26 protein-coding genes and 1 pseudogene are annotated in these 24126 nt (G+C 38.7%); 2 read left to right on the top strand and 25 right to left on the bottom strand.

Annotated elements, in window-relative coordinates; all coding sequences use genetic code 11:
- Positions 1-13: 13 nt before the first annotated feature.
- Genes ACRRSQ_RS14655 through ACRRSQ_RS14560 form a run of 20 tightly spaced genes read right to left on the bottom strand, consistent with a single transcriptional unit; the run spans position 14 to position 16940 of the window.
- On the bottom strand, positions 14-826 hold the full coding sequence (locus tag ACRRSQ_RS14655) for a MipA/OmpV family protein (RefSeq protein WP_440876505.1): 813 nt from the start codon (positions 824-826) through the stop codon (positions 14-16).
- 3 nt (positions 827-829) lie between these two features.
- Positions 830-2056, bottom strand: a complete 1227-nt coding sequence (locus ACRRSQ_RS14650; RefSeq protein WP_440876504.1) for a beta-ketoacyl-ACP synthase — start codon at positions 2054-2056, stop codon at positions 830-832.
- Positions 2056-2781 carry a 3-oxoacyl-ACP reductase FabG gene (fabG, locus tag ACRRSQ_RS14645; RefSeq protein WP_440876503.1) on the bottom strand — a complete coding sequence of 242 codons (726 nt, stop codon included), beginning with the start codon at positions 2779-2781 and terminating at the stop codon, positions 2056-2058. Before fabG ends, ACRRSQ_RS14650 begins: the two co-directional genes overlap by 1 nt.
- On the bottom strand, positions 2778-3233 hold the full coding sequence (locus ACRRSQ_RS14640) for an ApeP family dehydratase (RefSeq protein WP_440876502.1): 456 nt from the start codon (positions 3231-3233) through the stop codon (positions 2778-2780). The genes fabG and ACRRSQ_RS14640 overlap by 4 nt, the downstream gene beginning before the upstream one ends.
- Positions 3233-4420, bottom strand: coding sequence for a beta-ketoacyl-ACP synthase (locus ACRRSQ_RS14635; RefSeq protein ID WP_440876501.1), 1188 nt, complete (start codon positions 4418-4420; stop codon positions 3233-3235). The genes ACRRSQ_RS14640 and ACRRSQ_RS14635 overlap by 1 nt, the downstream gene beginning before the upstream one ends.
- Before the next feature lies 1 nt (position 4421).
- The gene (locus ACRRSQ_RS14630; protein WP_440876500.1) at positions 4422-4988 is read right to left on the bottom strand and encodes a DUF3261 domain-containing protein; all 567 of its coding nucleotides are present in this window, start codon (positions 4986-4988) and stop codon (positions 4422-4424) included.
- A gap of 3 nt (positions 4989-4991) precedes the next feature.
- The gene (locus ACRRSQ_RS14625) at positions 4992-6233 is read right to left on the bottom strand and encodes an NAD(P)/FAD-dependent oxidoreductase (protein ID WP_440876499.1); all 1242 of its coding nucleotides are present in this window, start codon (positions 6231-6233) and stop codon (positions 4992-4994) included.
- Positions 6230-8467, bottom strand: a complete 2238-nt coding sequence (locus ACRRSQ_RS14620; protein WP_440876498.1) for an MMPL family transporter — start codon at positions 8465-8467, stop codon at positions 6230-6232. Before ACRRSQ_RS14620 ends, ACRRSQ_RS14625 begins: the two co-directional genes overlap by 4 nt.
- Before the next feature lie 9 nt (positions 8468-8476).
- Positions 8477-9049, bottom strand: a complete 573-nt coding sequence (locus tag ACRRSQ_RS14615) for a LolA family protein (RefSeq protein ID WP_440876497.1) — start codon at positions 9047-9049, stop codon at positions 8477-8479.
- Positions 9031-9465 carry an acyl-CoA thioesterase gene (locus tag ACRRSQ_RS14610; RefSeq protein ID WP_440876496.1) on the bottom strand — a complete coding sequence of 145 codons (435 nt, stop codon included), beginning with the start codon at positions 9463-9465 and terminating at the stop codon, positions 9031-9033. The genes ACRRSQ_RS14615 and ACRRSQ_RS14610 overlap by 19 nt, the downstream gene beginning before the upstream one ends.
- Positions 9458-10993 (bottom strand): HAL/PAL/TAL family ammonia-lyase, encoded by a 1536-nt coding sequence (locus ACRRSQ_RS14605; protein WP_440876495.1) that lies wholly within the window; start codon positions 10991-10993, stop codon positions 9458-9460. Before ACRRSQ_RS14605 ends, ACRRSQ_RS14610 begins: the two co-directional genes overlap by 8 nt.
- A gap of 11 nt (positions 10994-11004) precedes the next feature.
- Positions 11005-11961: an LpxL/LpxP family acyltransferase gene (locus ACRRSQ_RS14600; RefSeq protein ID WP_440876494.1), complete on the bottom strand. Its 957-nt coding sequence runs from the start codon at positions 11959-11961 to the stop codon at positions 11005-11007.
- Positions 11961-12692 carry a glycosyltransferase family 2 protein gene (locus ACRRSQ_RS14595; RefSeq protein ID WP_440876493.1) on the bottom strand — a complete coding sequence of 244 codons (732 nt, stop codon included), beginning with the start codon at positions 12690-12692 and terminating at the stop codon, positions 11961-11963. Before ACRRSQ_RS14595 ends, ACRRSQ_RS14600 begins: the two co-directional genes overlap by 1 nt.
- Positions 12693-13052 (bottom strand): ApeI family dehydratase, encoded by a 360-nt coding sequence (locus tag ACRRSQ_RS14590; protein WP_440876492.1) that lies wholly within the window; start codon positions 13050-13052, stop codon positions 12693-12695.
- Positions 13045-14385 (bottom strand): AMP-binding protein, encoded by a 1341-nt coding sequence (locus ACRRSQ_RS14585; protein ID WP_440876491.1) that lies wholly within the window; start codon positions 14383-14385, stop codon positions 13045-13047. Before ACRRSQ_RS14585 ends, ACRRSQ_RS14590 begins: the two co-directional genes overlap by 8 nt.
- Positions 14372-14941: a hypothetical protein gene (locus ACRRSQ_RS14580; protein ID WP_440876490.1), complete on the bottom strand. Its 570-nt coding sequence runs from the start codon at positions 14939-14941 to the stop codon at positions 14372-14374. Before ACRRSQ_RS14580 ends, ACRRSQ_RS14585 begins: the two co-directional genes overlap by 14 nt.
- The gene (locus ACRRSQ_RS14575) at positions 14941-15189 is read right to left on the bottom strand and encodes an acyl carrier protein (RefSeq protein ID WP_440876489.1); all 249 of its coding nucleotides are present in this window, start codon (positions 15187-15189) and stop codon (positions 14941-14943) included. The genes ACRRSQ_RS14580 and ACRRSQ_RS14575 overlap by 1 nt, the downstream gene beginning before the upstream one ends.
- 10 nt (positions 15190-15199) lie before the next feature.
- On the bottom strand, positions 15200-15460 hold the full coding sequence (locus tag ACRRSQ_RS14570) for a phosphopantetheine-binding protein (RefSeq protein WP_440876488.1): 261 nt from the start codon (positions 15458-15460) through the stop codon (positions 15200-15202).
- A complete protein-coding gene (locus ACRRSQ_RS14565; RefSeq protein WP_440876487.1) occupies positions 15457-16224 on the bottom strand; it encodes a lysophospholipid acyltransferase family protein in 768 nt (255 codons plus the stop codon). Before ACRRSQ_RS14565 ends, ACRRSQ_RS14570 begins: the two co-directional genes overlap by 4 nt.
- Positions 16221-16940: a beta-ketoacyl synthase chain length factor gene (locus ACRRSQ_RS14560; RefSeq protein WP_440876486.1), complete on the bottom strand. Its 720-nt coding sequence runs from the start codon at positions 16938-16940 to the stop codon at positions 16221-16223. Before ACRRSQ_RS14560 ends, ACRRSQ_RS14565 begins: the two co-directional genes overlap by 4 nt.
- Before the next feature lie 298 nt (positions 16941-17238).
- On the opposite strand from ACRRSQ_RS14560, the gene napG reads away from it, so the two are divergent.
- Both napG and napH read left to right on the top strand, forming a co-directional pair.
- Positions 17239-17988 carry a ferredoxin-type protein NapG gene (napG, locus tag ACRRSQ_RS14555; RefSeq protein ID WP_440876485.1) on the top strand — a complete coding sequence of 250 codons (750 nt, stop codon included), beginning with the start codon at positions 17239-17241 and terminating at the stop codon, positions 17986-17988.
- Entirely contained in the window at positions 17985-18827 is an 843-nt protein-coding gene (gene napH, locus ACRRSQ_RS14550; RefSeq protein ID WP_440876484.1) for a quinol dehydrogenase ferredoxin subunit NapH, read from the top strand. The genes napG and napH overlap by 4 nt, the downstream gene beginning before the upstream one ends.
- Positions 18828-18975: 148 nt before the next feature.
- Here the strand turns inward: napH and ACRRSQ_RS14545 are convergent.
- From ACRRSQ_RS14545 to ACRRSQ_RS14525, 5 genes and pseudogenes are all read right to left on the bottom strand, one after another.
- A pseudogene (locus tag ACRRSQ_RS14545) lies at positions 18976-19263 on the bottom strand (thymidylate synthase); the annotation flags it as partial.
- 87 nt (positions 19264-19350) lie between these two features.
- On the bottom strand, positions 19351-21525 hold the full coding sequence (locus ACRRSQ_RS14540; RefSeq protein WP_440876483.1) for a peptidase domain-containing ABC transporter: 2175 nt from the start codon (positions 21523-21525) through the stop codon (positions 19351-19353).
- Between the two features lie 620 nt (positions 21526-22145).
- Complete coding sequence (locus ACRRSQ_RS14535; RefSeq protein WP_440876482.1) at positions 22146-22325, bottom strand: hypothetical protein; 180 nt, start codon at positions 22323-22325, stop codon at positions 22146-22148.
- 195 nt (positions 22326-22520) lie between these two features.
- Positions 22521-23777, bottom strand: coding sequence for an HlyD family efflux transporter periplasmic adaptor subunit (locus ACRRSQ_RS14530; protein ID WP_440876481.1), 1257 nt, complete (start codon positions 23775-23777; stop codon positions 22521-22523).
- 172 nt (positions 23778-23949) lie between these two features.
- Positions 23950-24123, bottom strand: coding sequence for a hypothetical protein (locus ACRRSQ_RS14525; RefSeq protein ID WP_440876480.1), 174 nt, complete (start codon positions 24121-24123; stop codon positions 23950-23952).
- Positions 24124-24126 lie beyond the last annotated feature (3 nt).

Raw genomic sequence — 24126 nt, 5'->3', positions numbered from 1 at the left:
GTTATATGAGTTTTTATTGATTAATAATCCACGCGACGCCCAAGCCAGCCGAAAAATTTTCTCTCTTTTGTATTAGCGCACTTGCTTCGTTTTTTGTCCCACTCATATTCCGGTACAATACAAAGCCGGCTAGCCACAAACGACCTTTTCGATAGGTTAAACCGCTAGATAGGGTACTACTATGATAGCCAGAAGACGACTTAAATTCAGAGCGTTCTTCTGTGCTATAAGCTTTCTCAACATCATAATATAATTGATGAAATTTAGTCGAGGCAAAGTTAACTGAAGCTCTATTTTGCCACTTTAATTTACCACCAAACCAATTAGAAAAAGCACGTTGAGAAGAAACGATTAAACCATATTGCCAACCCGCGTCATCTAGGTAGCTAAAATCAGTCGTTATGGCTTTACGTGTATAAAATGAGACAAAAGTTTTGTCATCATCTCGCGGTTTGCCGTAAAAGTAATACTTGAGTGCAGGGCCAGCTTGAAAGGTCCAATCAATATCTGGCATGTCGGTTCGAATATCGATATCGTCGCTGTTTACAGGTATTTGGGCTGAGGCAGAAAAATCTAGATACCAATTTTCAACTTGCCATAAACTGCTTATCAATCCTTCTCTATCAACTTTATTAGTCTTATCTTGGTAGTAAAAGTAAGGCAGCGGCACAATATAGTTTTTGGTATCTTTTGCACCGGCATATTCAGGTAAACTAAACGCAAAAGTGCCAATACCGTATTCGAAAATTCGCTCTGAATTTTCCGATTTAGCGCTAAAAGATAACAAAACGAAAATAAAAAAAGCGATACATCCCTGTATTTTCATGAACTAGTTCCGCCACCGCTTAAAGATAAGTGATGTATTAATACCGCCAAAAGCAAAATTATTACTCATCACATAGTCGGTATCGATTGCTCGCCCTTCCTTGCGGATATAATCGAGATTGCCACAGTTTTCATCAATAACATCTAAATTGAGTGTTGGTGCAAACCAATGCTCATTCATCATATTAATCGACGCCCAAGCCTCTATGGCACCACAAGCACCTAAGGTATGACCTAAATAACTTTTAAGAGAGCTGATTGGAACATTACCTAAAACTTCTTCAGTAGCATTGGTTTCAGCAATATCGCCACGTTCAGTGGCAGTGCCATGAGCATTTACATAACCAATATTGTCTGCTGACAAATTTGCATCGTCTAAAGCAAGTCGCATAGACGCTGCCATGGTTTCTTTGGTTGGTTGGGTGACATGTACGCCATCTGCGTTTGTGCCAAAGCCAACAATTTCAGCCAAAATAGTCGCGCCTCGTGCCTGAGCATGGGCTAAATCTTCAAGTATAAACGTACAAGCGCCCTCACCTATGACTAAGCCATCACGATCTTTTTCAAAAGGGCGAGGGGTTGATTTGGGCGAATCATTTTTTGTACTGGTCGCAAATAAGGTATCAAATACGGCCGCCACCGTTACACATAGCTCTTCGGCACCACCTGCCACCATGACTTTTTGTTTACCGTATTTAATTGCCTCGTAGGCATAACCTATACCTTGCGAGCCAGAAGTACACGCCGAGCTAGTAGTAATCGTGCGACCTTTAAGTTCAAAAAACACCCCGACATTAACCGCTGTGGTATGTGCCATCATTTGAATATAGCTAGTGGCCGTAACACCTTTCATTTCGCCGGTTTGAAGCAGATTTCCAAAAGGAACAATAGGCGTAGTAGAGCCCGTTGAAGAACCATAAGCTATACCGGTAGAGCCATCAGTTAAACAAGGTGCATCTAGTAAGTTAGCTTGTGTAAGTGCTCGTTCAGTTGCCAATGTAGACATTAACGATACGCGTCCCATTGAACGTACTTTTTGGCGCTTATAATGCTTAGGTTTTTCAAAGTCAGGAACCGGTGCCGCCAAGCGCGTATTTACCCCTTCAACAAAGTCCCATTCATCCATAGTCACAACAGCATTTTGACCAGATTTTAACGCTTGTTGAAATGTCTCCCAATCTTGGCCAAGAGCGGTAATTGCTGACATACCAGTAACAACAACACGATTCATTAGACTAATCCGCCATTCACTGAAAGTACCTGACGGGTAATATAAGAGGCATCATCAGACATTAAAAAAGCAACCGTTCCAGCAACTTCGTCGACTTTACCCATACGTTTTAACGGGATCATTTTTACAATATCTTTAACTGGTAAGTCTTCTGTCATTTCAGTTTCAATTAGCCCAGGTGCAACACAGTTCACCGTAATTTTTCGTTTAGCAAGCTCCAAAGCTAATGCTTTAGTTGCGCCAATCACACCCGCTTTAGCAGCGCTATAGTTGACTTGACCACGATTACCAGCAACGCCAGAAACCGAGGCCATAGTAACAATTCGCCCGCCTTGACGAGACTGCACCATAGGCATAACGGTTGGATGCACGACATTATAAAAACCTTCTAGACCCGTTTTGATAACATCATCCCAATCGTCGCCCGACATCGCAGGAAATGCCATATCTCGAGTAATACCAGCATTACAAACCACGCCGTAGTAATAACCACGTTCTTTAATATCTTGTTCAATCGCTTCTTTAGCACCATTGCGATCACATACATCAAACTGAAGTATATTGGCTTGTCTTCCCATTGACTCAATCTCTAATACCACGTCTTGTGCAAGCGATCGTTGACTTCGGCAATGCACCGTTACATCAAATCCTTGTTTAGCAAGTCGCAATGCGATTGCGCGTCCTATACCTCGACTAGACCCAGTCACTAAAACACGTTTATTCATTTTTGTTCCTCAAGAAATTCCTTAGGATTATTAGGTTGAAAAGCATTCACTTTTGCTGATGCTATTAATTGCTCTTGGTTTTTAATATCACATTCAAAAACACTTAACCCGGAATCTTCTTTATATAATTCTTTGACACTGACTTGGTAAGTGGTGCCATTGGTAAAATTTGGTTGATAAGTTTGATATTTACGACTGCCTAATAAAAAACCAATATCAATAGCCTTGCCTTTATCTAGTGCCTTAGCACCTGCAAACGCGGCGATGGTTTGTGCCATATATTCGATACCAACATAGTTTGCCACGCCATCTAAATTAGACTGAAAAAAAGGCGAACTTTCGCTAATATCCACTTCGCAAACCGCACTCGCTTCATCATAGCTAACCATTCTTGCTAGCAAAGCCATGGGTGACTTATGGGCTATCAGCTCTTCGATGGCGTATTTACTCATTAAGATTTACCTATTATTACGCTGATATTATTACCGCCAAAAGCAAAAGAGTTGGACAAGCAATAACGTAACTTTATATTAGTTTGGTTTTTAACGGTTGAAATATTAGCAAGTTTTGCATCAATACCAAAATCACTTTTATTGACAGGCAGCGCACAAGTTTTGTTAAAGTTTGACAGTAGCAACCACAAAATTGCTGACTCAATTGCACCAGCTGCACCAAGAGTGTGACCGGTAAAGCGCTTCGTTGAGCTGCATGGCACCTTAGCGCCAAACAGAGAATGAACCGCTAGCGCTTCCATTTCATCATTTTTAATCGTCGCAGTACCATGCAAATTAATATAATCAATATCAGATGGACTCAATGACGCATGCTCTAATGCTTTTTGCATTGCCGCTTGAGCACCTTCTCCGCTTGGATGAGGCGCAGAAATATGATGTGCATCAGAGGTTTCACCAACGCCACACAACTTAATTTCAGCGGGCTGCTTGGCCATAACAAACAATGCTGCGCCTTCACCAATATTTATGCCATCACGCTCGGCAGATAAAGGATTGCAATACTGGCTAGCGATAGATTCCAATGAATTGAAACCATTGTTTGGTAAATGACTTAATGTATCAACCCCACCACAAATGACAATATCCGCTAAGTCAGCTTCAAGTAATGCTTGTGCACTCGCCATTGCTTTAGCGCTAGAGCTACAGGCAGTTGAAATACTATACACAGGACCTTTAGCACCAGAAACTTTAGCGAGAAACTCTGCCGGCGATACCATTTCTTGCATATGATAGTGATAATCTTGTGGCCATTGATTATCACTATTTAAACAAGCTTTAGCCTGCTCACCTTCTTTGATGCCGGAGGTACTCGTACCGATAACAACAGCAATACGCGCCGGTGTACTATGCTTTGTCAAAGAGAATAACGTCGGTGAAATTTGCTGATAAGCTAACATCGCCAATTGATTATTTCGACTTTGATATTTTGATGAAAATTCCGATAAATTAGGTAATTCAGTTTGGCTAACAGTCGCTTGTCCGCAAATAAACTGTTTTTCTGAGTCGACAGCTTGTTGCCATGCCGTTAGGTACTCATTTTCAGGGTGATTTAATAAAGAGTCGATGACAGATAACTTATCTTTTCCCAACGAACAGACTATGCCAAGGTCATGTAGGTAACTCATGTTACTCAACTTCCTTTATCGTTAATTGGTAATTTCTTTGATGATGAACCATGGTAATACCACTTGCTTGATAATCGATAGTCATTATAATTTTTTGACCTTGAAACACCATTCGCTGTCGTCCAGTTTCAGTCGTGGTTTCGGTCACAATTGCTCCCGTTAACATCGCATTCAAATGATTTAACGGTAAATGCACCAGCTGCATATCAGACAGTATATATTTCGGCTTAATGGAAGAAGGTATATATTGCTGATATGTCACCATGCCCGAGTTATCTAATGATAATTCATATAGAGGCAGTCCTTGTAGTGAAATAGCGACTTGGTGCATTACATTTTCTCGAAATTCAGTAGTCACTAACAATTGCTGGGCATTATTTTGATAATTTGCGGTGATCAAAACCGTCTGCTGATTAATTTTATCCAGCGCATCAGCTGGCTGAAGTTGCCAAAAAACACCGTCGGCTATAACGACACGTTCAGCTTGATACACAGCAGTGCAACCTAAGCTTAACAATAACAACCATGCAATAATACAGGCTTTTATTTGATCAATTATGCAAGTCATTGATTATTCACTTTTGCATAACTGATGAAGAACATTAAACCGGCGTTCACTTTGAGCGACATAAGGGTTGTCTAGATCCCATGCATAACCTGCAAGAATGGAGCTAATCATACCTCTCACATGAGGCTCTTGCTCACTGAAAAAAATAACATCTTGAAAACGCCCATCATACCAAGCACTAACAAAGGTTCTAAAACAATCAACACCTTGTTTTAATGGCGCAGCATAGTCTTTAGCTAAATCGATTTTTTTACCATTAAGCTTGTCTTCAATTAAAGGTACGATCAAGGACGCTGACTTCAACGCAATGGTGACACCTGAGGAGAAAACAGGATCTAAAAACTCGCCAGCATTGCCCAACAAGGCGTAATTATCACCATGCAAACGGGTTACATCGGCGGAATAGCCTCTAATTGTTTGAACACTATTGATAACCTTAGCATCAGCCAATAAATGCTTGAGGTTCGGCGCTTGTTCAATAAATTGCAATAAGACTTGTTCAGGAGTATGCGTTTGGTCGAATTTTTCTGGCTCGCCAACCACGCCAACACTTGCCGTACCGTCTGAAAAAGGGATCAACCAATACCAAATATCTTGATGCTCAGGGTGAACGGTAATTAAAATTTTATCGCGGTCAAAGTTTGCATCACAAATATTATCTTGAAAATGAGCAAAATAAGAATGGCGCACCGGAAAACTAGAAGGTAGCTCTAGGTCTAATAAACGCGGCAGTACACGACCAAAACCACTGGCATCCAATAAGAATTTACCCTCAACTGTGTAGTGCTCACCAGACTCACTCTTTACCGTTACACTTGGCAATTCATCGTCAACATCAACCGCTAAAACTTGATGTCCATAACGAATTTCAACCCCTTTGTCTTGCGCGCCTTGTGCTAACAAATTATCAAAGTCTGCACGCTTTACTTGATACGTTGTTCCTGGACCTTCTGAAAATTTTTGCGTGAAGTCAAAAAATGTTTCTTGTCCTTGTTTACTAAACGCGGCACCGTTTTTAAATTGAAAAGCAAACTTTTCAGCACCGCTATGCACTGCATCAACAAGCCCTGCATCAGATAAAAATGCCATACATTGAGGTAACAAACTTTCACCAATAGAAAAGCGCGGAAAATATTCTTTTTCAATGATAAGTACTTTACGATTTAATTGAGCCAACATTGCCCCAGCGACAGCACCAGAAGGCCCAGCGCCGATGATAACAACATCAAATACTTCTTTTTTCATTTTCTTCCTTTTACCACTAAGGGGGCGAGCAAATAAATTAATAAGAGTCCTATCGTGACTGTAATGCCAAAGCTTTGAACTGCAGGGGTTTGGCTAAACGCAAGCATGCCAAACACAAAAAATGAAGACGCTGCCGACAAGCTTATTGCAATCACATTAGCATCAGAGAACTCTTTCTCTCGATAAAAAATCAAATAATCGACCGCAAGGCCAATAACTAAAATCGCACTGAGCAAATTAAAAACATTAAGTGAACCTTGGATGAGACAAGCTAGTGCAAGCGCAGCATTTAAACTTGCCAAAATAACATAACTCGCAACGACTGTTGTATGCCATTTAAACCGAATGTAAAGCATCGCTAAAATCGCAACAATAGCCGCAACTAACCAATAAGATAACTCTATTCTAAACGAAGAAAGCACTTTACTTAGTGAACGCTGCTTATCAAATAGTGCGACATTTTCACTATCGTCGATAATGGCGCCAAGCTGAGCAGTATCAGTGCTATTAACCTCTATTAAAGAAACATGAAAATCTTGGTAGGTGACATATTTAGCATTCACAAGCTGCTGCCCCGTAACAGCCACTAAATCTTCTAAAGTCAAAAGTTTTGCTGGTTGATTAAACCTATATTCAGGCAAGAATTCTTGCACCGCTAAATAAACCTTATTGCCATGCGCTTGTTCAAAGAGGGTAATGTTTTGCTTTTGAGTCGCGGCAGAAGGTAGCCAGTCACTTAATTTGGTAATTGTTGTATTAGGTAAATGCGTTTGAATTTTTTGAGCAAGCCGCTCTTCTTTTTCAAGCAATTGTTGCAAAGAGTTAGCATAAACAAAAATACGACTCTTATCTTGAAAACCTAATAACGAACGATGATATTGCTCAGCGGCAACCAGTTCAGCCGAGCTTGCATTTAACTTGGCAATGCTATCATCAAAACTTAACGGCTTAACGACAGAATATATAACTAATAAGCCCGTAATAACTACAGCAAGCTTACGCCCTATGAACATAACGGCTTTTAAATGTTTGGTGCTATTGACTTTGGCAATATCATCGCCCGACATTTTCAGACGCAACATACCTGTTTTTTCTAGCCATAAACTTACAATTAAAGCGGCAAATAACCCTGAACACACAAACACAGCAACCTGCTTTAATATCGCCAATGGCGTTAAGAACAACAAACTGTAACTGAGCACTGTCGTGAGAAAGGCAAACAGTATCGTGTTAGTAATTGAGGTTTTACGTGCAAAGGTTTTATGAGCCAAAACATGTAAGCAATAATCGACACCAAGCCCAATTAAAGTTGTACCAAAAACTAATGTGATTATATGAACACTTTCAAACACCCAAACTAGGCAAGTAAAGCCCATTAATAAGGCATTTGATACCGTTAATACAATCCAAATAAGTGGTGTCATACTTCGAAATACAAACACCACCAACAATATTGTTGCCATTAAGCTCAACGTGCCAAAAAAGCTCATTTCCCATTTGGCTTGCTCTGCATTTTCAGCTGAATGCATAAGTATGCCAGAGAGCTCTATTGCCACTTCGGGGAATGCTTGCTTGTTAGCGGCGATTAGCGCAAGTAAGGTATTTCGGGTTGAAATAGCAAAGTTAATGCCTTGCGATGCTTCCTCCTTCAAGCCCACATCAAGCATTAAGACTATCGGCTTTTCGGTTACATGGTCAGCAAAAAAATAACCGTTTTTCGTTTGTAAATTTGACTGTTTGGCGATTAATTCATCTATGAAATTTGCCGTTGCTAAACTGGGATCTTTTTCAAAGGTTTGAGACAATAACGGATTCGAAAATTGTGACATTTGCGCCGTAAAGTATTGCCTAAAACGTTGCTCATCCGCTATGTTGGTTGAGTACTGTTCGCTTAATAGATAGCCGGCGTAATCGACATAAAAATTGGCTAACTGATTAAGTTTTTCAGTATCGGGAAGCTGCGCTTGCCAACCATGTTTGATAATTTTCGGTAAAAAATCTTGGTAAGCTTGCTCTTTATCACTGCCACTAAACGAAATTACCACATGGGAGCTGGCGCGGTTAAAAAGCTGTTTTTCTGCATGTAAAATAGGTTTGTCAAAATTTGACTCTGGCAACGCAGTTAACATATCCGCCTGTAAGCTAATACCTTGGCGAAGTGAAATAACCAATAAGATCAGCGTAATTGTTATTTGGCCAACAAGTAAAATCGTGCATCCTTTCTTTGCTTGCATTTAGCCCTTCTACTTCTTATCGACTGATGTTTGAGATATTAAAATCTGGCTGTAATTGCCACTAGATTCATTAAGTTGAACAGTTAATGTTTCTCCATTGACGCATAATTCAATGGTGTTGGCCAATATCGTAAGCTGCTGCTCTTTCGGTGTAAGTAAAAGACATTGCTTTTCGGGGACTTTGCCTAAGGTAAAACTTTCGGTTAACGCGTTTAAATCAACCGTTATCAGCGCTTTAATTATTGCAATATAGTGACCTGCTACCGGCAGCTTTTCTTTTTTACCAATAGCAGACTCTTGCCAAAGCGTATCGCCGTCAAACACTAATTGGCTTTGCGCAGGTTCAAGGGTTCGCCAAAGAAACGTTTCCCCTGAGATATGGTAACTACCTGAAGAGGTAAATGGCTTGCTGAGTTGTTTAAAATATTTTTTCTGTAGAAAAACACCTTGCTCACCTAATTGTGCAGGCAAATTTAAATACGTTTCAGCTTCTTTAGCGCTTAACTCTTCTGCTTGCACTGGTGGTGACATCAGCAAAAGACAGAAGATGCCCACCGTCAATATTAAGAACGTTTTAACCATGTCTCTACCTTGTCGGTAAGTGTGCTCGGGCTTTCAAATTGCATTTCTTTACTTTCAATATCAACGGCAACTTGTACGGTGTAGGCTTTAGTTAACTTTTTTCCTGTTGCTTGGTCAAAAATCACATAGTCGATTTTCAATCGAGACTCGTATTCTTTTAAGTAAGCTTCAATGCGAATAACCTGTGAAAACACCGCTGAGTTAATATATTTCACGCGCATATCGACAATTGGCCAGACATAACCGGATGCCTGCATTTGCATATAGTCATAATCTATTTGGCGCAATAGTTCTCGGCGAGCTTCTTCCAAATAGCGCGCATAATTACCATGCCAAACCACTTGCATTGGGTCACAATCTTGAAACGGAATATCAACCGTTGCAACGGCTGACATTATGGCGTTTTTGCTATTCATATAATGACCAACGCTGGGTTTGAATATAATTTACGGTTTGGCGAAGTACTGCTTCTAATGGCCTATCTTCTGATAAGTCTTCAAAATAATCGGCAATATCTTGATACATAGTCACTAACGACGGTGAAAGTGAGTTTAATGAGATTTCGTTATTGGTAAGCCTAATTCGAACACCTTGAACAGCGGCAAGTAACGTACTGGCTAAAACTTGCTCGGTAAGCTGCAATACTCTTAAGCCATCTCGTGCAGCAATGGTGCCCATGCTGACTTTATCTTGATTATGGCATTCGGTAGAACGCGAAAAGACACTCGCTGGCATTGTGAGTTTTAACGCTTCAGCGGTGTAAGCTGAGGCACCAATTTGCACCGCCTTAAAACCGTGATTGATAAAACGCCTTTTATCACAACTCGACGACAAATTCGTCGGCAAACCATTGTTGTATCTTGAATCCACTAACGAGGCAATTTGCCTATCTGCCAAGTCTGCCAAATTAGCAACCGCGGTTTTCATGTTATCCATCACCATAGCAATATGGCCGCCATAGAAATGTCCACCATGAAGCACATGCTCACCTATGCCATCAATTATCGGATTGTCATTAGCCGAATTTAGTTCATTTTCGATGATGTTTTTAAAGAAAGGTAAACTGTCTTGTAATACACCGATCACATGTGGCGCACAGCGAATTGAATACCTGTCTTGTAATCGGTCTGCATTTCTAGGGTGCTCATGATGATTAAGATCATCACGAATTCGGGCGGCAATTTGTTGCTGACCTAAGTGCGGTTTAACCGAAAATAAAATTTCATCAAAATGATGACTATTGCCTTTTAGTGCAATGCTCGCTAAAGAAGTAATTCGGGTCGCCAGTTTAGCTAGATAATCAGCACGCGAATAGGCTAAACAAGACAAAGCCGTCATTACTGCCGTGCCGTTCATAATCGCCAATCCCTCTTTAGGTCTTAGCGTTAGTGGCGCAAGGTTTAATTGTTCCATCACTATTTTGCTATTGAGCTGTTCACCTTGGTAATAAACATCTCGCTCGCCAATTAATGCGCCGGCAACGTAGGACAATGGGGTTAAATCGCCACTCGCCCCAACCGAACCTTCTTGCGGTATAACAGGAATAATATCTAAGTTAATAAAGTTACTTAATAAATTCAATAACTGCCAGCTAACACCTGAATAGCCTTGAGATAAAGACGCTAGCCTAGTTGCTAAAATCGCTTTACCTTCTGTGGTATTAAAGTAGTCACCTAAACCACAACCATGAAATCGCGTTAAATGTAGCGGTAACTCTTGTACTAAGTTAAGTGGGATTTCAGTAGTAACTGAGTCACCATAGCCGGTTGTTACGCCATAAATAACACCTTCTTCTGCGAGTAACGTATCTAAAAACGCTAGGGCAGCATTAATTTTATGTGTGAAGTGTTCATCGTTACTTATTTCAACTTGCGCTTCATTTTGTGCGATTGACACAATATCTTCTATGGTGAGTCTGTTATGACCAAATACGACTGAATTCATTTTTACCTTAATTACACTTTTTTGTGATTTCGCTGCACAGCATCATCTTTTTGCCAAAAATTAAAAAAATTAAACCATTGAAACGGATAACGCAAAGCATAATACTCTAAGCGCCTAACATATTCAGTGATCAAACCATTTAACACTTCTTTGCGTTGCTTTCGAGGTAATTCAATATTGTCTGCAACATGTTCAAAAACAACATTAAACCCCTGTTCTTCTTTTAAGCAAAAGAACCAATATACCGGACATGATAACAATGAAGCGAGAATAAATGGCCCTTGTGAAAAAGGGGCGGGTTCACCTAAAAATGGAATATACTCAACCCGACCTGCTGTAGTTACACTGGTTCTATCGCCAACGATAACCACCATCTCGCCGTTATCGACCTTTTCTTGTAAATCAATAGCTAAACTTGGTGACATACTATCAACCTGAATCAAGTTTACCGAAGCCTGCTGATTGACCTCTTGTAAGATTTGATTAAACTTCACGGCATTGGCAGTAAACACTAAGACATTAATCCGACTACTATATTTTTGATGACTTAAAGCACGACATACTTCTAAGTTACCTAAATGCGAACCAATAAAAATCGCCCCTTGCTTTTTAGCGACTAATTTGGGGAAGATATTTTGATTTTGATAACGAATATCTTGTTGCGTTATACGGCCTAACCACGCGTCTAGCTTATCAAACGCTGAGTCAGCGAATTGACAAAAGTGTTTTAATGAAACAAAAAACGTTGGCTTAGGCACACTCTTATCAATGTTATGGGCTTTTAGAAAAAACTGTTGTGACGCTGTTCGCGCATTTTTACCGGTAACGTACATAAATAAAACGACAGGAAATAACCCGCACCACAATAACTTGCGCCCTAAAAATCGGTAAAAAAAGAGTAATATCTTTAAGCCAAGCACTGAGCCACGTTCGTCAATTTTTGACCAATGAGATTGATTTGATGACATTATTGAAACTTTCTTTTAAGCAGCATTGGAGAGCGAACTAGCATGCCAATGCACAGCTTAGTATGCATCCATGAAATACGAACATTGTCTTCAAACGCCCTAAAATGAGAAATACCTGCTTCAGGATAAATCACTTTTGTATCAACAAACTTACTTTCAACTCCTCGCCAAAACAAACGTACTAAAATTTCAATATCAAAGTCCATACGTTTACCTAAACTCACTTCTTGAATGAGTTTTACACTCGCTTTAACGGGGTAAACTCGATAGCCGCACATAGTATCTTTGAGTTTTGTTGATAAGGTTTCGATCATCACCCAAAAATGGGTAATATAGCGCGCCCAATATCGGTGTTTAGGAATAGACTCATCATATATCGGCTTACCGCTTATGACATATTCAGGATAGGTTTTCGACATTGATAACATAGTATCAATATCGTCCAAACAATGTTGGCCGTCAGCATCAATTTGGATAGCAAAGTCATACCCTTGTTGTTCTGCGTACAGAAGGCCAGTTTGCACTGCTCCGCCTTTACCTTGATTTACCTCATGGTTGAGCAAGGTTAATTGTGGCGTGTTCGCTTCAATGGCAATTAGCTTTTCTTTTACCGAAGCTTCGCTGGCATCGTTAACCATTACAATTGGAAAGTTATAACGCTCTAGCGATTGGATCAGTGTTTCAATGTAACCAATGTGGTTATAGTTCGGGATGATAAAACAATACGACACCTACTTTTCCTCAAGCACAATGCGACCAGAAGCATGTGCACCTTTTTCAGATAAGTAGGTAAAGGTAAATTTAGTGTCAGATTTTTTCACCAAATTTAGTTGAACTTCCATATTAGGGCGAACAATCACTTGAAACTTAAGTACCTCAACATTTTTTACGTCACTATCTAAAATATCTAAGTGTTTACGTGCAAAGTAAATTGCCCAGTCAAGTTGCACCACACCTGGCAGCACAGGAGCCTCAGGAAAATGCCCTTTAAAGTAATCAATATTTTCATCAATATATAATTTTACATTAATGCCGTCTGGCACTAATTCACTATCAATCACTTTAGGTAATACAGAGGTTAATTTAGACAAACAATTTCTCCAACTCAGCAACAGGAAGTTTACCTTGTGCATTATATGGAAATTCCTCAACATAACGCCACTTTCTTGGCAAAGTAACCAACTCAAAATGTGTCAAAAGATGCGCTTTAAGCTGATTATTAATAAATCGAGTGCCGTTTTCTTCAAGTTGCTTATTCCCTAATTCATTCAACTTTATCACTGCCACTAAGATAGTGCGGCGTTGTTCTAGCAATAAAAATCGCGCCTGGCTAATCCACACATGCTGCTCACACAATGACTCCATCAGGGTTAAGTTAATTCGCTTTTCTTCCAACTTAATGGTGCGGTCAATACGCCCTAATAAGCGAAGCTTGCCGGAATGAATTTCACCTAAATCTTCTAGTAGTAATTGATTTTCTTGTATGAAAGGAGACGTTAATATTAACTGTTTTGTCTCTGAGTCAACTTGGCAAGAGACATTTGGAAAAAACTGCCATAGCTCATCAGCAGATGTTTCAACTTGTCGATGTGCAATACCGCCAGTTTCAGTGCTGCCGTATACTTGAACCACTCCCTGCTTCATTTGTTTAAATAACAAAAATGCATCGGAGTCAATTAACTTTCCACCTGAACTAAAAATGTAGTCAAAGCAGCTATTGTGCTTTTCAAGGACATTGTCTTTCACTAACCGACTCAAAAATGCAGGACTTGAAACTAAAACACAGTGCTTTTTATCTGAAATAACAGCAGCAATATGTTCAGGGTATTCAAAACTCTCATATAAGGTATTGCCTAATTTAAGTGGCAATAACGCTCGAAATAACAAGCCATAAATATGCTGATGGGATACTGTTGAAATAAAAACGCTATTGGTAGCAAACCTAAACTGGGTTTGTAATACACTTAGTTCATTATTAATTTGCGTCCAGCTTTTAGTAATCGCTTTGGCTTTTCCTGAAGAACCCGAAGTAAAAAAGATGAGCTCTCCGGTTGTTGGCCACATTGAACCTTTAATAGCATCAACTCGAGCGTTCACCTTGTCAGTTTGCTTTTCTAAAGAAGTTTGATGATCAATTAAAATATCGCCAGCAATGTAATCAATATCAGGTAAAATGTCCTCAATTGTGCCCTGCTGATCGTTAGGCGGTAATACAACGGTGCATCCTTCTAAACCTAGCGCAATTAGACGAACAAGAAATCGAAAGATATTGTTATCAAATAATAAAACGTTGGCTTGGCTATTATCTTTAACCAAACTAGCACATGCTTGCCGATATAAGGCAACGTGATGCCAAAACTCTTTCTTTGAATATGAGTCTTTCCCGGCAAATAATGGGCTGTCAGCTAGTTTAATATTGGTCATTTGATCTTTTCTTAACGACTTGTCTAACTAGCCATTCCAATATAAAAAGTGTGCTCATCGCGATATAGGCGATCAAGCCGTTATATATCATCCACACTTCGGGTGAAGCATATATCGCGGTATATAATGAAATAGCGCCATTAAAAACAAAAAACACACACCAAATAAACGTGACTTTTTCTGTATATTTAACGCCATGCTCATCTAAGTTAGGTTCTGAGATACGAGCAAAACTTTCTATAACACTAGGCTTTTTAAACAATGAAAAACTAAATACAGAGAATAATGCAATATTGATGGCAACAGGATAAAGCAAAACGCCAATCTGATTATTAGCGACTATTGAAAATATAAGGGTTAGTGCACCTAATAAACTTGCCACAGGCAACCATGGCATCTTAGCTATCAAAGCTTTTGATAGCATGAGCCGAGCGCCAACAACCGCCAAGATTAAAACACTTAACCAACGTGGTTCGAAATGCTGTAAGCCAATAAAAATTAAAAATGGGTACGATATTAATACCATACCCATAGCTATATTCAGTGCAGTTTTCACTAGTTAAGCAACAACGCCTCTAATTCATTGACAATATCACCGACCGTTCTGACTCGTTTAAAAGCGTCGGGGTTAATTTTTTTCCCGGTGATTTCACTTAATTTCACCACTAAATCAACCGCGTCAATACTATCTAATTCCAATTCTTCATATAGGTGTGTATCTAAGGCGATATCTTCTGCTTCTATTTCAAAATCTTCAACTAAGATTTCAGTTAATGTTGCTAACATTTCTTCTCTAGACTTCATTTATTCACACCTACTTACTTTGAACACTTTCGATAAACGAACATAAACTACTTACTGAGGCAAAGTGTTGCTTTGTTTCCTCTGAATTTGCATCCAGTTTTATATCAAATTTCTTTTTAATGGCTAAGCCAAGCTCTAACGCATCGATACTGTCTAACCCTAAGCCATCAACAAACAGCGGCTCTTCATCTTGAATATCATCTACAGTAATATCTTCAAGATCTAGGGTTTCTATGATTAACGTTTTAATGTCAAGCGCTAAACTACTCATACTCTTTCTAGTTCCTCTATAAAATGCTGCTCCAAGGCAGATGTAAACTGGCGACTTAATTTACTCATAGCGGTATCATCAGTTATTTTAAACGATGGCTGTTTTTGCGTTAGCCTTAAGCTAAACTCAAAACGCTTTTCTGGAATATGATACCACTTTTCCGCCTTAGTTAAGGTCGTTGGCGTTACTTTAATTAACACCGTTGTAACTGGTGCGTTACAACGTAAGGCGATATTGGCCGCTCCACGCTGAAAGCTGATGCTCTCTCCCGGCGTTGAACGTGTGCCTTCCGGAAAAATAATAAGGTTATTGCCTTGTTTTAGCGAGTTATTGCAATCTTCAATCAAGCCATCAACACTATCGTTACTAATATAACCGGTATTTTTAAGTACGCTTCTAATAAAAGGGTTTCTAAATAAATTAGCTTTTACAACACAGTCTGCATTAGGGATCAGTGAAATTAACACAACAACATCGATCAATGACGGATGATTAGCCATCACGATATGACCTTTTAACTGGGTAAGTTTTTGCTCATCAGAAAAGGTAAAGTGTGAAACGCCAGTAACTTTGAGTAGAAAAACAAAAAACTTAAATAGGTGATGCACCATAGTTAACGCCTTTTGTTTTCTTATTGATTTATTACGATAAATCAATACTTGTATCGGGCAAACAAAGATGGAAATAATTAAGCCACCTAGGCCAAATACACTAAAACAAAAACCGGTAGCGAATAAACGCCAACAATAATTTAATTTTTTCATGCTACTGCCCTAAGCGTCCATAGCATTGAATCTCCTAAGATCTTCGTCGTAGTATTTTTATCGCCTTGTAAAAAGTCAATAAAGTCTACCGCTTGAGGCTTTCTCAATAAAGTGCGTTTAGTGTCATCTTCAGTCATACTCAATTGAATTCGAGATTTATCTGCCGCGGCTTTTGTCATAACAAAAGCAATGCAATGATCAATTTGTATTTCGTCACTAAAATTTCGATACGCCTCTGGTAATGCTTGGTCACAATGGACAACTAATATTTTATCGTCAGTACTTGTCATTAGTCTGGCGTAGGCATCTAAAATCGCCATGAATAAGCTATCTCTACCAGCCGAAATCGTATTTGATGCAGATTTATTGCCTGTCAAAATACTCAGCAATCCCGCAGAAGCATTATGTACCGACATGCTAAAGGCGGTGGGAGATAAACTGTCTTTTTCAGCTAAGGTATCTAACAGTGCGGAAGTTTTATGTAAATCGCCATGTCGAGATGAAAAAACAACTGGCATAGAATTGCTGGCATTACTGGCTTTATATGCACAAAACAAAGACATTTTAGCAAAAGCACTTAAACGTCTTCGCTGCATTGCAGGAACCCAATCAAGCACAGGCAAATCACCTTTATCAAAACAGTAACAATCAGCTTGTTCTGACGTTGCTTCGCCAGCAGTTAAAAAAGTGAAATTTTCAACACAAAATTCTATCAATTAAACAGTGTCCCTACTTAGAATATATGGGGTTCAGCTAAAGAAATTAAAGCTGACGAATTATATCGGTTATCCAGATAATATCAATTATATAAACGTTTGTTTAAATAAGGGCAGAAACACTGTAACTCTATTGTAATAGATAAAGTGAATCGACTTATCGTCTATAAAATTTTTAACCTATATTAATGCGAAATAAACCTCATATTTTCCTTTAAGTGACTTGCTTGATGCAGATCAACCTTTAATCACCGCTGAGTTCTATAATTACGCTGTAGCCATGCTTTTAAGGTGATTAATGGTGAAAAAATTTAAACAAAAGACACGTCGTCAATTTATCGTTGACTCAGCACAAGCGGCATGTTCGGTGGGTGTTGTTTCAAGTTTTCTTGGCGGCTACGCAAGTAATTCCAGTGCTAGTGAGGCTCGTGCATTAAGACCACCGGGAGCTTTACCAGAAGAAGACTTTCTATCTGCTTGTTCACGTTGCGGTTTGTGTGTTCAAGCCTGTCCTTACGATACATTAAAATTAGCCAGTTGGCTTGACTCAGCCCCTAATGGCACTCCAATATTCGACGCTCGCAAAGTCCCATGTGAAATGTGTGAAGATATTCCGTGTGTACCGGCCTGTCCAACGGGCGCATTAGATCACAAATTAACTGACATCGACGACGCTAAAATGGGCATTGCGGTAATTGTTGACCGCGAAACATGTCTTAACCTTCATGGTTTGCGATGCGATATTTGTTATCGTGTCTGCCCGTTAATTGATAAGGCAATAACGCTGGAGAGGCGCCAAAACGAACGTATTGATTATCATGCGGTGCTTGAACCTGTGGTGCATTCAGAGTTTTGTACAGGTTGCGGTAAATGTGAACATGCCTGTATTACCGAAGAAGCAGCGATAAAAGTATTACCGCTTGCGCTAGCCAAAGGTAAAATTCAAGATCATTACCAGCTCTATTGGCAAACAGATCAAGCAAAAGAGCAACAAGGTAACCCTAACTTACCCGGCATTAAAATAGCAAAACCGGAGGATAAATCATGAAAGCTCCGATTGGCACCGCAGCAGTAGCAAAGCATGGTTTTTGGTATGCACACCGATTCTTAATTTTGCGACGTATTTCTCAGCTATTTATTATCGCATTATTTTTACTAGGCCCTGTTTTTGGTATTTGGTTAATAAAAGGTAATTTAGCCAACAGCCTTATTTTAGATACCGTACCGCTTTCTGACCCTTTTATTTTTATACAGTTGCTTTTTGCTGGCCATATTCCTGAAGCAAATGCCATTATTGGCGTTGCTATTGTCTTATTCTTTTACTTTCTTGTTGGTGGCCGAGCTTACTGCTCTTGGGTCTGTCCGATAAATATTATTACCGATACCGCCGCTTGGCTAAGACGAAAATTTTCCATTAATACTCACACCAGTATCCCCAAAGGATTACGTTTAGTCATTCTGGCTGCCGCCTTATTAACCCCCTTGGTGATCAGCTTTGTCGCGTGGGAGTTATTCAACCCAGTGTCGATGGTTAACCGAGGCATTATTTTTGGTATTGGTTATGGCTGGTTAGTATTAGTGGCGATTTTTCTGTTTGATTTATTTGTTGTTAGACATGGTTGGTGTGGTCATATTTGCCCTATGGGCGCTTTTTATGGCTTGATAGGTAAAGCGAGTCGTACCAAGGTGACTGCCGCTAACCGAGAGCAATGTGACAATTGTGGTGATTGCTATATGGTTTGCCCTGAACCTCAGGTGCTTAAAGGACCACTTAAAGGCGAAAGTAAAGGCATTGGCCCATTGATATCTGATAATGACTGTACTAATTGCGGTCGTTGTATCGATGTTTGCGCGCCCGATGTGTTTAAAATAACCATGCAGCGTTAATCGTTTTATATTGCCTATACTTTGTGGTTGATACGCTATATTTTGCAATAAAAAATGGTAGAAATAAAAAAGCGCTTAACTTTATAGCTGTTAAACAAAGCTGGTAAAGTTAAGCGCTTTTTATTGCAGTTATACTAACTGCAATACGCTATACCGCAAACGGGTATTTTATTGCCTCATGGCATTGATAACCTTCAACCGTAAAGTCATCCATAGTCACCCACGTTTCTAAGTCTTCTAAGGTTTTGATCTTAGGGTTGATGATAAGTTTAGGTGATGGGAAAGGCTCACGTTTTAGCTGCACTTCTTTCATCAATTCAAGCTGATCTTCATAGATATGGGCATTAACAATTTTATGATAAGCAATACCTGGCTTTTTGCCGGTAATTTGCGCCATTAACGCCAAAAAGGTATAGACCTGAATTTGGTTGAAGTTTTTTGTGACATTGGGGGTTATATCTAAAAACGTTTCGCACAAAACCAAAGCCTAATCTTAATAACCATACAGTACCACATTTCATGTTCAACTGGCAGTTTTACAATGTTCATCTGATAAATTAACTAAAATACCGTTTTCTAAATGATAGACCTGCTCAGCCATATTAATAGTTTCTTGTCTATGAGCAATCATAATGCGTGTCATAGGTAAATGCTGTATTTGTTCGCTAATTCTAGCTTCATTGTCTTTATCAAGATGGCTTGTCGCCTCATCCATAAATAAAACGCAAGGAGATTGATAAAGCGCACGAGCAAGTAATAACCGCTGTATTTGACCACCTGATAGATTAGACCCCATATCGCCAACGAGTGAGTTATAACCCATTGTCATTTTAGTAATGTCGTCATGAATTGCGGCTAAATGAGCACATTGTTCAATTTTAAGATAATTAGGTTGCGGATCAAAAAAACTAACATTATCAGCGATAGAGCCAGCAAGCAGTGTATCGTCTTGCATCACTGCCGCTATTTTTTTACGATAATTTTTGAGGCCAACTTGAGTGATATCTTTACCATCAAGATAAACATTACCTGAAGTTGGCTGTAGTAAACCCAACATAATTTTCATTAATGTAGTTTTACCAGCCCCAGACGGGCCAGTAATAGCAATAGACTCTCCCGCATCAAGTTTGAGGTTTACATTATTTAAAATTGGCGCTTGCTCATCACTGTAACTAAAACAAATATTTTCTAGCGTTAATTGGCCTTTGGGCTCTTGATTTTCACTGTTTGAAAAAGTAGCTTCACCTTCTCTATTAGCTTCTTGCTCAGTTAAAGCAATATCAGTAATACGGTCAAGGTGTAAACGCATCATTTTAAATTGAATTATTTGCTCAATTAAATTAGCAAACCTTCCCGTTAATTGCCCTTTATAAGCAATAAAAGCTAATACCATACCCACTGATAAACTATTTGCCATCACCATAAGGGCTGCAAAATAAATTACCAAGACATTTTCTAAACCAAACAATAGTTTATTAAAGGAATCAAAACTGATATTTAAACGACCTAATCTGATTTCACTATTAATGACTTCAGCATAACGATTTTGCCATATTCCTTGACGTTGTGATTCATTACCAAACAATTTAATAGTTTGAATACCACGAATATTTTCTAAAAAGTTAGATTGCTCCTTGGCTGAACTTTGAATCATTTCTTCAGTGGCTTGATGCAGAGGACGATATAACGCTAAACGCACTATGGCATATAGAGCAATTGCGCCAAGTACCACTGCGGTAAGCTTTAATGAATAAAGCGCCATCATGATCAATACGGTGATAGCCATTACACCATCAACTAAGGTTTCAACAAAACCTGTGGTAATACGCTCACGTATTTGAGCAAGAGAACCAAAACGAGAAACTATGTCACCGATATGACGAGACTCAAAATAGTTCATTGGTAAGCGTAATAGGTGTCTAAGAAGGTTTACACCCATTTGCATATTGAGTAAGCTTGAAAGGCGTAAAATCAACCAACTTCGAACCGCATTCGTTACAACCGAAATTATGGCTATTAGTGCAAAACCAATTGCTAATACCGTAAGTAATGGCTTATCAAAACTAATTAATACTTCATCCACTACCCACTGCATATAATAGGGCGTCATTAAGGCAAATAGTTGTAGTACCAAAGACAGGCCGATGAGCTTCACCAACCCTAATTTTAAACCAGACATTGAAGACCACAATTGAGTAAACTTCATTTGTGCTTGCTCTTCTTTTACCTCAAACTTACTGGTAGGGGTTAACTCTAAACAAATACCTGTGAAGTGTTTACTAAACTCTTCGGTATTTAGGGTGCGCTTACCCATTGCAGGATCATTTATAGAGAATTTAGCGCCTTTAGTTGGGTGGGAGCCTTTTCCCGAAACCTTGGTAAGCACCACAAAATGATTTAAATCCCAATGCAAAATACAAGGAGTAGCTAGCTTATGCGCTTCATCTATGGGGCATTGTAATGCTCGACTAGCCAATCCTAAACTATCACCTAACTCAATGAGTTGTTGAAGACTCATACCCTTTAAGTTTGCTGAAAAGCGTTTACGCATAGCGGGCATATCAAGTTGATGCCCATGAAAACTGGCAACCATAGCTAGTGACGCTAAGCCACATTCAGCAATTTCAGATTGTAAAATAAGTGGTACTGTTTTTGATGATGAAAACTTCAGCAATTGGTGTTCTTCTGATATAGGCATAAGTCGTAAATATTAATAATATAAAATAAAACAAGTAGGTAATAGCAATTCAGCAATTAGCTCTAAACCTTCAGGTAAAATATGAAGTAAAGGTTTTAATTGCGCTTTACTTTGCGACAATGTTTCCCTTCAACCACTTGGATACCCGTTGCTAAATTTGTAATATATTAAATCATCCATACCATTTTAAAATGCCATGCCTAATAAACCTAATTCGTTTAAATAAATTATTTATTTTCAATCCACACTCACTATGGCTAAATTAGCTAAAGGGTAACAAATTCTAACAATCGACATACAAGTGATGAACCCAAGAAAAAGTGAATATGGTTCAGAAACTCTAAAAAGTGATTGCGAATATATATCAACAAGATACCAAGCTGGTGCTCCTGCAACCATAGCACTAACAGATGTAGTTAAAATATCTGGGGTTAAATACAAATGGCAATTAGGACATTGAAGAAGGCTTTTTTTTATAAGCCTTAATCTCAATTTAAAGCTCAAATTAGATGCGCAATTGGGGCAGTTTCTAGATATTATCTTTTTTATCATTTGGACTCCAAAACATTAAATATTGAATAGCTCTATAGAAAATAGAGCTATTCAACATTTAATGTCTATTATTGATCGCCAAGTCCTGACTTAATTCCGTCATATAAAGCACCACCAGCAACAGCATTTGTGACAAATCTTACAGCCTTATATGCTTGATATGCTCGGTATGCTCCATAAACCGCCCATGCAAGTGCAACTACACCGCCATTCACTTGTTCAATTTCATTCACGTTTAATTCACGCATTCTGTTATACTCCAAATATCCGACATTAATTGCCGGGTTGTTAAGTGCTAACTCAATCATTTGAATTAGCGGTTAATAGGCTGGCTTTAGCTATTCTCGCTAAAGTAAACTAAAGTCAGCCACTCTTATTTCCTAACAAAGCTTATTAATTTAATGCCTTGCCAGAAAAATTCTTCTAATTTATTTCCCCCACACTTAGCTAACTCTACCTTTTAAGCTATAAATGGGTTCAAGTAGCCATTCAATTAAGGTGCGTTGTTCAAGCATAATATCCGCCTCAAACAGCATACCGCTTTTTAAATCAAATGCTTTGCCAAATGCCTGCATTTGTTGTTGATTTAGTTTTGCACGCAAACGATAAACAGGCTCTGGCAAGCTAATAGGTAGTTGTACTTCATTCGGAGATATTAAGGTTTGATCAATACGGGTTATTTCACTTTCAATAAAGCCAAAGCGTTGAAAAGGAAAGGCATCAAATCGTAATCGAGTATTATTGCCTAACTGAACAAAGCCAGCAGAACGAGTAGGCAATAGCAATTCAGCAATTAGCTCTGAACCTTCAGGTAAAATATGCAGCAAAGGTTTTGATTGCGCTTTACTTTGCGACAGTGTTTCCCCTTCAACTACTTGAATCCCCGTTACTACGCCACTATTACTAGCAGTGATAGTGTACTGATAATTACTTGCGACTCGGGCTAATTGACGTTGAAGATCTGCTTGCTGACGTTTAAGGTTATTAATCCGTAAAGTGTATTGTTGAGGAATTTTTTTTATATTAAAGGTAACTTGGTTTAATTTGTTTTTTTGCTGTAGCAAAAGGCGAGCTATATTTTGTTTCTCTTGTTTTGCTTCAAGTAAAGCCTGTTGTTGACGCTCTTTTTCTAAGTTAGATAAATAACCACTTTTATTGAGTTGATTAAAGTCTAGTTGCTGCTCATTCAGCAATGCTAACTTTTCTTCAGCCAATGTTAATTGACTTTCAAGTGCTATTTGCTCACTTTCTAACGCTGTATGTTGAGCTTGTAAGTTAAGTACTTCTTGCGCTTTTAATGCTTGGTGTTGATTGATTTCATCACTTAATAGATTTGCTTGCATATTAATTTGCTCAGCAAGTTGCGTGCTTAAATCTATACCTTCACTATTACTTTGCTGTACTAAAAGTGTTGCTAATGATTGCCCTTTAAGAACTTTATCACCTTCTCTAACCCATAGTTTTTCTATGGTGCCACCTTGATTAGCAAAGCTTTTAATAACGCCTTTATTGGGCATTAAAAAACCACGCACGGTTTCTTTACGAGAATATTCAGCACTAAAAAGGAAAGCGATAATAACAACAGCAACAGATACTAAAATTAGTACAGTTAGCTTGATAGATAATGGTTGAGCTAAGGTAATTGCACCTGTTAAACGCTCACTTTGATGTGAAACAGCTTCCTTTCTAAATAACGACATACTTTCCTTGAGTTATTCATTCCTTTGAATATTTTACGATGAGGATATTAATCCACTTAAAATCACCTCGTCAAGCAACTATTTTATAAAATTTAAATGAAGTAAGCTTTTACCCCCCTATATCAAACTTAACAAATTGTATTATAAAGATTTATCCATCCTCTAATAAATTTTAACTTTTTACTTCACTTACCTTCTGTTTGCCTAAATATTGTTCAAGAAATTTAAGTAGTTCACCTTCTACATTTAAATCATTCAGTATTGCTTCAAATAAATCATGCGCTTTGTCGATATCAGCAAGCTGCTTTTTACGTGTTTGTACTTTAATTCCCAGATCTCGAAGCAACTT

This window comes from Thalassotalea sp. PLHSN55 (assembly GCF_052030545.1).
Taxonomy (GTDB): domain Bacteria; phylum Pseudomonadota; class Gammaproteobacteria; order Enterobacterales; family Alteromonadaceae; genus CANMXU01.
The sequence above is the reverse complement of the archived record's forward strand: the minus strand, read 5'-3'. Positions and strand labels throughout refer to the sequence as shown.

Coding starts and splice junctions, on each gene's coding strand:
- ACRRSQ_RS14655 (WP_440876505.1), bottom strand. CDS start 826: ATGAAAATACAGGGATGTATCGCTTTTTTTATTTTCGTTTTGTTATCT.
- ACRRSQ_RS14650 (WP_440876504.1), bottom strand. CDS start 2,056: ATGAATCGTGTTGTTGTTACTGGTATGTCAGCAATTACCGCTCTTGGC.
- fabG (WP_440876503.1), bottom strand. CDS start 2,781: ATGAATAAACGTGTTTTAGTGACTGGGTCTAGTCGAGGTATAGGACGC.
- ACRRSQ_RS14640 (WP_440876502.1), bottom strand. CDS start 3,233: ATGAGTAAATACGCCATCGAAGAGCTGATAGCCCATAAGTCACCCATG.
- ACRRSQ_RS14635 (WP_440876501.1), bottom strand. CDS start 4,420: ATGAGTTACCTACATGACCTTGGCATAGTCTGTTCGTTGGGAAAAGAT.
- ACRRSQ_RS14630 (WP_440876500.1), bottom strand. CDS start 4,988: ATGACTTGCATAATTGATCAAATAAAAGCCTGTATTATTGCATGGTTG.
- ACRRSQ_RS14625 (WP_440876499.1), bottom strand. CDS start 6,233: ATGAAAAAAGAAGTATTTGATGTTGTTATCATCGGCGCTGGGCCTTCT.
- ACRRSQ_RS14620 (WP_440876498.1), bottom strand. CDS start 8,467: ATGCAAGCAAAGAAAGGATGCACGATTTTACTTGTTGGCCAAATAACA.
- ACRRSQ_RS14615 (WP_440876497.1), bottom strand. CDS start 9,049: ATGGTTAAAACGTTCTTAATATTGACGGTGGGCATCTTCTGTCTTTTG.
- ACRRSQ_RS14610 (WP_440876496.1), bottom strand. CDS start 9,465: ATGAATAGCAAAAACGCCATAATGTCAGCCGTTGCAACGGTTGATATT.
- ACRRSQ_RS14605 (WP_440876495.1), bottom strand. CDS start 10,993: ATGAATTCAGTCGTATTTGGTCATAACAGACTCACCATAGAAGATATT.
- ACRRSQ_RS14600 (WP_440876494.1), bottom strand. CDS start 11,961: ATGTCATCAAATCAATCTCATTGGTCAAAAATTGACGAACGTGGCTCA.
- ACRRSQ_RS14585 (WP_440876491.1), bottom strand. CDS start 14,385: ATGACCAATATTAAACTAGCTGACAGCCCATTATTTGCCGGGAAAGAC.
- ACRRSQ_RS14575 (WP_440876489.1), bottom strand. CDS start 15,189: ATGAAGTCTAGAGAAGAAATGTTAGCAACATTAACTGAAATCTTAGTT.
- ACRRSQ_RS14570 (WP_440876488.1), bottom strand. CDS start 15,460: ATGAGTAGTTTAGCGCTTGACATTAAAACGTTAATCATAGAAACCCTA.
- ACRRSQ_RS14565 (WP_440876487.1), bottom strand. CDS start 16,224: ATGAAAAAATTAAATTATTGTTGGCGTTTATTCGCTACCGGTTTTTGT.
- napG (WP_440876485.1), top strand. CDS start 17,239: ATGGTGAAAAAATTTAAACAAAAGACACGTCGTCAATTTATCGTTGAC.
- napH (WP_440876484.1), top strand. CDS start 17,985: ATGAAAGCTCCGATTGGCACCGCAGCAGTAGCAAAGCATGGTTTTTGG.
- ACRRSQ_RS14540 (WP_440876483.1), bottom strand. CDS start 21,525: ATGCCTATATCAGAAGAACACCAATTGCTGAAGTTTTCATCATCAAAA.
- ACRRSQ_RS14535 (WP_440876482.1), bottom strand. CDS start 22,325: ATGCGTGAATTAAACGTGAATGAAATTGAACAAGTGAATGGCGGTGTA.
- ACRRSQ_RS14530 (WP_440876481.1), bottom strand. CDS start 23,777: ATGTCGTTATTTAGAAAGGAAGCTGTTTCACATCAAAGTGAGCGTTTA.